Origin of the sequence: Streptomyces anandii JCM 4720 (genome assembly GCF_014650655.1) — a bacterium.
Taxonomy (GTDB): Bacteria; Actinomycetota; Actinomycetes; order Streptomycetales; family Streptomycetaceae; genus Streptomyces; species Streptomyces anandii.
The window spans coordinates 122,382-130,495 of sequence record NZ_BMVJ01000001.1 but is presented as its reverse complement, the minus strand read 5'-3'; the positions used below and the strand labels follow the sequence as shown (position 1 = coordinate 130,495).

The 8,114-nt window shown below is 74.6% G+C and carries 5 protein-coding genes and 1 pseudogene; 4 read left to right on the top strand and 2 right to left on the bottom strand.

The annotated features are described in order from the left end of the window. Together IE249_RS00570 and IE249_RS00565 are read right to left on the bottom strand one after the other, a co-directional pair. Window positions 1-1,211: deoxyguanosinetriphosphate triphosphohydrolase (locus tag IE249_RS00570; RefSeq protein WP_229857135.1), on the bottom strand; the 1,211-nt coding region annotated here is incomplete at its 3' end. A 241-nt stretch (window positions 1,212-1,452) separates the two neighbouring features. Beyond that, complete coding sequence (locus IE249_RS00565; protein ID WP_229857134.1) at window positions 1,453-2,298, bottom strand: sirohydrochlorin chelatase; 846 nt, start codon at window positions 2,296-2,298, stop codon at window positions 1,453-1,455. A 214-nt stretch (window positions 2,299-2,512) separates the two neighbouring features. Between IE249_RS00565 and IE249_RS00560 the strand changes: the two genes are divergently transcribed. The 4 genes and pseudogenes from IE249_RS00560 to IE249_RS35710 form a co-directional block, all read left to right on the top strand. Further along, window positions 2,513-3,241 carry a SanA/YdcF family protein gene (locus IE249_RS00560; protein WP_189702774.1) on the top strand — a complete coding sequence of 243 codons (729 nt, stop codon included), beginning with the start codon at window positions 2,513-2,515 and terminating at the stop codon, window positions 3,239-3,241. Window positions 3,242-3,345: 104 nt separating this feature from the next. After that, window positions 3,346-5,535, top strand: a complete 2,190-nt coding sequence (locus IE249_RS00555) for a molybdopterin oxidoreductase family protein (RefSeq protein ID WP_189702773.1) — start codon at window positions 3,346-3,348, stop codon at window positions 5,533-5,535. A 200-nt stretch (window positions 5,536-5,735) separates the two neighbouring features. Continuing rightward, window positions 5,736-7,379, top strand: coding sequence for a M4 family metallopeptidase (locus IE249_RS00550; protein WP_189702772.1), 1,644 nt, complete (start codon window positions 5,736-5,738; stop codon window positions 7,377-7,379). Between the two features lie 380 nt (window positions 7,380-7,759). After that, window positions 7,760-8,114: pseudogene (locus tag IE249_RS35710) on the top strand (hypothetical protein); the annotation flags it as partial.

Genomic DNA, 8,114 nt, shown 5'->3' with positions numbered 1-8,114 from the left:
AGCGCGCGGAACTGCGGGTCGAGGCCGACGGGGGCCCGCGCGGTGAGCGCCTCGGCGAGTTCGGCGACCACGATCCGCTGGTCGGCGCGCAGCCGCTCCTGCTCGGCGCGCTGCATGACGTACCGGTCGGCGACGGCCTTGAGGACGGCGCACTCCATTCGGGTGCTTCTGGGGACGACGAGCTCGGCGCCGTAGCGGGTGAGGCGGCCGGAGCCGTACGTCTGCCGGGTGGCGCCCTCGGCGGCCAGGCAGAAGCGGCCGATGAGCTGGCTGGTGGCGTCCTTCAGGCGGGCCTGGGCGACGGCCGAGCCGTCGTACCCGTGCGGCCACCACTCCTGCTCCAGGAGGCGGTCGAGGGCCTCGGCCAGCTCCGCGGGGTCGGTGCCGGCCGGGACGTACCGTCCGACGGCGACCTCGAAGACGGCCTGCCGCTCTGGCTCGGCCTGCAGGCAGGCCGGGTCGATGTGGCCCGCGTGCAGGCCGTCCTCCACGTCGTGCACCGAGTACGCCACGTCGTCGGACCAGTCCATGACCTGGGCCTCGAAGCACGCGCGGGTGCCCGGCGCGTCCTTGCGGACCCAGTCGAACACCGGCCGGTCGTCCTCGTAGACCCCGAACTTCGGCGAGGCCGGGTCGGTGGGATGGGCACCGCGCGGCCAGGGGTACTTGGTCGCGGCGTCCAGTGCGGCGCGGGTGAGGTTGAGGCCCACGCTGACGAGCTCGCCGGAGGCGGGGTCGGTGACGAACCGCTTGGGCTCGATGCGGGTGAGCAGCCGCAGGGACTGGGCGTTGCCCTCGAAGCCTCCGCAGTCGGCCGCGAACTCGTTCAGCGCCTGCTCGCCGTTGTGGCCGAAGGGCGGGTGGCCCAGGTCGTGGGAGAGGCAGGCCGCCTCCACCAGGTCGGGGTCGCAGCCCAGGGCGGCGCCGAGCTCGCGGCCCACCTGGGCGCACTCCAGCGAGTGGGTGAGCCGGGTGCGGGGACTGGCGTCCCAGGCCTGGCTGCGGGTGCCCGGGGTGACCACCTGCGTCTTGCCGGCGAGCCGCCGCAGGGCGGCCGAGTGCAGCACCCGCGCGCGGTCGCGCTGGAACGCGGTGCGCCCCGGCCGCTTGTCCGGCTCGGCGGCCCACCGCTCCACACCCGCCGGGTCGTACCCCGCGGGCGGGACGTGATTCTCATACGGCACTGCGGCCCCGGACGCGATCCCTTCCATGCCTCGACACTAAGCGCAGCCACCGACAATCGGGGGGTTACGGTCCGTTTCCCGCCTGGGGTCGTTGTCCGCTTGCCGGGCCGGGGGCCTTCCGTTTCCCCGGGCTCGGGGGCGCCGTCTGCTTGCCGGCTCGGGATCGCCTGCTGGTTCCCGGCTCGGGATCGCCTGCTGGTCCCCGCCTCGGGAGGCGCTGCCCGTTCTCCGGCCCGGAGCGCGCCGTCCGTCTGCCCGGCCCGCGGGGTCACGCCGAGGCGAGGGCGGGTTCCGTGATCGTGCCGGGGGCGGCGAGGGTCTCGTCGTAGCGGTGCAGGACGAGTCGGGCCATGGACGGGTGGTCGCCGAGCGGGGCGGAGGCGATCCAGGGGGCGGCCTCGGCGCACTGGGTGGCGAAGCGGCCGGGGGCGGTGAAGCAGGAGGCGACGGCGACGCGGTGGCGGCCCCGCTCGGCCAGGGCCCGCAGGGCCGCCGGGACGGTGGGCGCGGCGGCGGAGGCGTAGGCCGGGACGACCGGCACGCCGAGGCGGTCGGCGAGCAGCCGCGCGGTGCGGCGGGTGCCGGCCGCCGAGTCGGGGTCGCGCGACCCGGCGGCGGCCAGCACCACGGCGCTCGCGCGGCGCGTGGCCGCGTCGGTCCCCGCGGGCCAGCCGGCCTCGGTCAGCCGGTCGTACAGGGTCTCCACGAGCAGCGGATGAGGGGCGAGCGGCGCGGCCACACGCGCGCGTGCCGGTGACGCGGCCGCCATCTCGGGGATGTCCCGCTTGACGTGGTGCCCGGGGCTGAGCAGCAGCGGCACCAGGACCGCCTCGCTCCCGCCCAGGGCGGCCAGGGTGTCGGGCAGCGGCGGCTCGTCGATCTCGATGTGCCCGAGGTGCACGGACAGGGCGGGCCGCGTCTCGCGCACCCGGTCCATCAGGGCCCGAACGGTGCGCAGCGCGCGCGGGTCGCGGCTGCCGTGGGCCACGAGGACGAGGGCGGGCGGCGCGCACGGGGCCTGCCTGCGCCTGCCGTCGGGCGTGACGAGCCGGAGCCGGCCGGCGAGCTCGGCACCGATGCTGCTCATGATGTGCGCCGTACTGTCGAGCGTCATGCACGGATCCTCCCCGGCCCAGGTTGCGCGCCCGTTGCGTGACGGTGACGGGTGTTTTCCGCGCCTTCACGGCGGGCGCGGGGATGCGGTGAGGCACCCCTGTCCGAGCGATTCGCGCGGGAGCGGCGTGAACCGGGCGGCCGCGCGCCGCGTCCTTGCTGATCGAGGCCCGTGGGAGCACGCAGAGCGCCGGGCCGTGGGGAGGGACCGTCGGATGCGGAAACGACAGCCCGCGCGGGAGGCACGGCCGCGCACGCGGCGGCCGCGCCTGCCGCGCACGCGTGCCGGGCGGCGGCGGCTGACGCAGGCCGTGATGGCCGTGTGCGTGCTGGCGCTGCTGCCGGCGACCTGGCTGTACGTGGCCGCCGGCGACCGGCTGCGCACCGCGGCCGACGCCCCGCGCACCGAGGTCGCCGTCGTCTTCGGCGCCGGGCTGTGGGACGGCGAGCCGTCGCCGTACCTCGCCCACCGGCTGGACGCGGCGGCGCGGCTGTACCGGGAGGGCCGCATCAAGGTGGTCCTGGTGACCGGCGACAACAGCCGCGAGGACTACGACGAACCGGACGCCATGCGCGCGTACCTGGTCCGGCACGGCGTCCCCGCCGCCCGGATCGTCACCGACTACGCCGGCTTCGACACCTGGGACTCCTGCGTGCGCGCGAAGAAGATCTTCGGCGTGGACCGCGCGGTGCTCGTCAGCCAGGGCTTCCACATCCGCCGGGCGGTCGCGCTGTGCGAGGCGGCGGGCATCGACTCCTACGGCGTGGGCGTCGAGGAGGGGCACAACGCCACCTGGTACTACGGCGGCACCCGCGAGATGTTCGCGGCCGGCAAGGCGGTGCTCGACGCGGTGTTCCGCCCGGACCCCAGGTTCCTGGGGCCGAAGGAGCCGGGCGTGGCCCGGGCACTCGCCGGGGCCGCGGCCGGGACGGGAACCGGATGACGCGGGACCTCACCCCGGACCGGAGCGGGCGGGGAGGTCCCCGTCCCGGCGGCGTAACAGGAGGCCGCCCGGCGGCGTAACACGGCCGACGCACGCTGAGCGGCATGGAAACCTCCGCGACGCCCACGCACTGCCCGTACTGCGCCCTGCAGTGCGGCATGAACCTCACGCCGGCCCCCGACGGCGGCGTGGAGGTGACCGAGCGCGCGGACTTCCCGGTGAACCGGGGCGCGCTGTGCGGCAAGGGCCGTACGGCGCCGGCGGTGCTGTCCTCGCGGGTGCGGCTGACCTCCCCGCTGGTGCGCTCGCGGGACGGCGCCCTCCGGCCGGCCGGCTGGGGGGAGGCCCTGGACCGGATCGCCGAGGGCCTGGCACGCGCGCGCGTGGCGCACGGCCCGGACGCGTGCGGGGTGTTCGGCGGGGGCGGGCTGACGAACGAGAAGGCGTACGCGCTCGGGAAGTTCGCGCGCATCGTGCTCGGCACCTCGCAGATCGACTACAACGGCCGCTTCTGCATGTCCTCGGCGGCCGCGGCCGGCAACGCGGCGTTCGGCCTGGACCGCGGTCTGCCGTTCCCGCTGGAGGACGTGCCGAGGACGGGCTGCGTGATCCTGGTCGGCGCCAACCCGGCGGAGACGATGCCGCCGTCGCTGCGGTACTTCACCGAACTGCGGGAGAACGGTGGCACGCTGATCGTCGTCGACCCGCGCCGGACGAAGACCGCCGAGCAGGCCGACCTGCACCTCGCGCCCCGCCCCGGCACCGATCTCGCGCTCGCCCTGGGCCTGTTGCACCTGGTCGTCGCCGAGGGCCGCACGGACGAGGACTACATACGGCGGCGCACCACCGGCTGGGAGGAGGCGCGGGCTGCGGCGATGGCGCACTGGCCGGAGTACGTGGAGCGGATCACGGGGGTGTCCGTTCCCCAACTGCGCCAGGCGGTAAGGATGTTCTGCGAGCCGGAGTCGGCGATGGTGCTCACCGCGCGCGGGCCCGAGCAGCAGTCCAAGGGCACCGACACGGTGGGCGCGTGGATCAACCTCTGCCTGGCGACCGGCCGCGCGGGCCGCCCGCTGTCCGGGTACGGCTGCCTGACCGGTCAGGGCAACGGGCAGGGCGGGCGCGAGCACGGCCAGAAGGCCGACCAGTTGCCCGGTTACCGCAAGCTGACCGACCCTGAGGCGCGGCGGCACGTGGCCGAGGTGTGGGACGTGGACCCGGACAGCCTGCCGGGGCCCGGCCGCAGCGCCTACGAGCTTCTGGACGCGCTCGGCACGGACGTCCGCGCCCTGCTGCTCATGGGTTCCAACCCGGTGGTGTCCGCGCCGCGCGCCGCGCACGTCGAGGAGCGGCTGCGCTCACTGGACTTCCTGGCCGTGTCCGACGTGGTCCTGTCGGAGACGGCGGCGCTCGCGGACGTGGTCCTGCCGGTCGCGCAGTGGGCCGAGGAGACCGGCACCACGACCAGCCTCGAGGGCAGGGTGCTGCTGCGGCGACGCGCGCTGGCCCCGCCGCCTGGGGTCCGCACCGACCTGGAGGTCCTGCACGAACTCGCCGCCCGGCTGGGCGTGGAGAAGGGCTTCCCCACCGACCCGGAGGAGGTCTTCGACGAACTGCGCCGCGCCACGGCGGGCGCCCCGGCCGACTACTCCGGCATCACCTACCGCCGCCTGGCCGAACAGCACGGCGTCTTCTGGCCCTGCCCGTCCGAGAACGGCCCCGCCGGCCCCACCGAGAGCGACACCGCCACCGTCACCGGGACGGGCACCCGCACCGACGCCGACGCCGACACCAGCACCAGCACCAGCACAGGCACAGACACCGACGGTCACCCCGGCACCCCCCGCCTGTTCCTCGACCGGTTCGCCACCGGGGACGGCCGGGCCCGGTTCGCGCCCGTGTCGTACCGGGCGGCGGCCGAGGAGCCGGACGAGGAGTACCCGGTGCTGCTGACCACCGGCCGCGTGGTGGCGCAGTACCAGTCGGGCGCCCAGACCCGGCGCGTGGACGAACTGAACACGGCCGCCCCCGGCCCGTTCGTGGAGCTGCACCCCCGGCTCGCGGCCCGCCTCGGCGCGGCGGAGGGCGACCCGCTCGCCGTGGTGTCGCGCCGCGGCCGCGCGGTGGCCCCCGCGCGGATCACCACCGCCATCCGCCCCGACACGGTCTTCATGCCCTTCCACTGGCCCGGCGAGGGCCGCGCCAACACCCTGACCAACCCGGCCCTGGACCCCACCTCCCGCATGCCCGAGTTCAAGGTGTGCGCGGTGCGGCTGGAGGTCGTGCGGCCCTGACGCGGACACCGGCCGCGCGTCCATGACCCCGGCCGCCCCGGTGGGCATTACAGAAACGATTCTTCCCCCTCACACACCCCCCTTCACCCCCGTCACATCGGCACGCGGGCGCTATGGACATGACATGTCATGCCCTCTTAAATCTCAGGACGACAGCGCAACCCCCACGCGCCCGAGGGCGCCCGCGCTCAAGGAGACCGATGAGTCGGACACGGCACATCCGAGGTTCCCGCCTGGCCACGGCCGGCGTGGCCGCCACCACCGCCACCCTGCTGGCCGCCGCACTCTCCCCCGCCGCGCACGCGGAGGGCAGACCCACCAGGGCCACCGCGATCGAGAACGCGGCCACGGCCCTCGTGGACCACGCGGCGGCCCTGGGACTCACCTCCGCCGAGCAGACATCCGTCCGGGACGTGATAGTCGACAAGGACGGCACCCAGCACGTCCGCTACGACCGCACCTACCACCGACTGCCCGTACTGGGCGGCGACTTCGTGGTCCACCTCGCCCCCGCCGGCGCCTACCGGGGGGCCGACCGGGCCTCGAAGGGCGCCGTCTCGCTGCCGAGCACCACACCCCAGGTGTCCGCCCCCAAGGCCGCCGGCCTCGCGGTGAACGCGCTGCGCGCGGCCAACCTCGGCGACCGTCTGCGACAGGTCAAGGCCAAACCCCAGTTGGTCGTGGACGCCCTGCACGGCGCCCCCCGCCTGGCCTGGCGCACCAACGCGGTGGGCCTGGACTCGCTGGGCAACCCCGTCGCCCGCACGGTGCTCACCGACGCCCGCACCGGCGCGCAGATCGACGCCTGGGACAGCATCGAGACGGCAACCGGCGACGGCAAGTCGCTCTACAGCGGCACCGTCGCGCTGGAGACCACCCAGTCCGGGTCCACGTACCAGCTCAAGGACCCCACCCGCGGCAACACCTACACGGGCGACGCCGCGAACAAGACCGACCTCTGCTTCTTCGGCATCTGCTTCCAGCGGGCGCCCGCCACCCTCTTCACCGACGCCGACAACCACTGGGGCACCGGCACGACGGCGGACCGCTCCTCGGCGGCGGTCGACGCCCAGTACGGCACCAACGAGACCTGGGACTACTACAGATACGTCCACGGCCGCAACGGCATCGGCGGCGACGGCAAGGGCTCGTACAACCGCGTCCACTACGGCAGCAAGTACAACAATGCCTTCTGGGACGACAGTTGCTTCTGCATGACGTACGGCGACGGTGACGGGACGACGTTCGGACCGCTGGTGGCCCTGGACGTGGCCGGGCACGAGATGACGCACGGCGTCACCTCGAAGACGGCGGCGCTGACCTACTCGGGCGAGTCCGGCGGCCTCAACGAGGCCACCTCCGACATCCTCGGCACGCTGGTGGAGTGGTACGCGAACAACTCCTCCGACCCCGGCGACTACCTGATCGGCGAGGAGATCGTCCGCTCCGGCTTCGGCAAGCCCGCCCTGCGCTTCATGGACAAGCCCTCCAAGGACGGCAGTTCGGCCGACTACTGGAGCAGCTCGGTCGGCAACCTCGACGTCCACTACTCCTCCGGCGTCGCCAACCACTTCGCCTACCTGCTGGCCGAGGGCAGCGGCCCGAAGACCATCAACGGCGTCAGCTACGACTCGCCCACGTACAACGGCTCCACGGTCACCGGCATCGGCCGGGACAAGCTCGGCAAGATCTGGTACCGGGCGCTGACCGTCTACATGACGTCCTCGACGAACTACGCGGGCGCCCGCACCGCGACCCTGAACGCCGCCAAGGACCTCTACGGCGCGGGCAGCACGGAGTACAACGCGGTGGCCGCGGCCTGGAGCGCGGTCAACGTGAACTGACCCCGCCGCAGACCGGCCGGAGGCCGGCGCCCCGCCCCGGGGCGCCGGCCTCTCCGTGTCCGGGTACCCGGGGCCCACGGCCCCTCACCTCGCCCGCCGGAGGTGCGCCCGGCGGCCCGTCACCCGTTCATCCCTGCGCCGTGCGCCCTTCGGGTGTTTTCGACGGCCCGTCAGCAGAAGTGCCGTGACCTGCCCAAACGCCGTGCGTGAGGCGGCCGGGCCGGGGTTTTCGACACCCGTTCACCCCAATCCCTGACGACCGCTCAGGAAGCGGGCGCGCCCATGTGCCACTTACCTCGGAAGGGCAGGGGAACGGCCGACGGCGGCACAAGCGGGTGCCGCGGGCCGTGATCCCACGGACCGAGCTCTAGGGAGCACCGATGCGACGTACCGCCCGCCCGATGAGCGGGGCCATGGCCGGGGCAGCGCTCGCCGTCGCCGCCGTGGGCGCGCTCACCGTGAACACGGCGCCCGCGTACGCCGCGGGCGGCGGCGGCACCCTGGAGGTGTACCCGTCCTCGGTGGTGCCCGGCGGGCAGGTCAGCGTGAACACCAAGGCCTGCGGCGACAAGGCCTCGGCGGCCGGTGACGCCAGCGCGGTGGGCGCGGGCCCGTTCACGCTGGCGCCCAGCGCGCACGAGGGCGACGCCATCGGCCAGTTCCGGGTCCCGGAGAGCGCGCAGCCGGGGACGTACGAGATCGTCGCCGAGTGCGCCGAGGGCGGCAAGCGGGTCA

Coding starts and splice junctions, on each gene's coding strand:
- IE249_RS00550 (WP_189702772.1), top strand. CDS start 5,736: ATGAGTCGGACACGGCACATCCGAGGTTCCCGCCTGGCCACGGCCGGC.
- IE249_RS00560 (WP_189702774.1), top strand. CDS start 2,513: ATGCGGAAACGACAGCCCGCGCGGGAGGCACGGCCGCGCACGCGGCGG.
- IE249_RS00565 (WP_229857134.1), bottom strand. CDS start 2,298: ATGACGCTCGACAGTACGGCGCACATCATGAGCAGCATCGGTGCCGAG.
- IE249_RS00555 (WP_189702773.1), top strand. CDS start 3,346: ATGGAAACCTCCGCGACGCCCACGCACTGCCCGTACTGCGCCCTGCAG.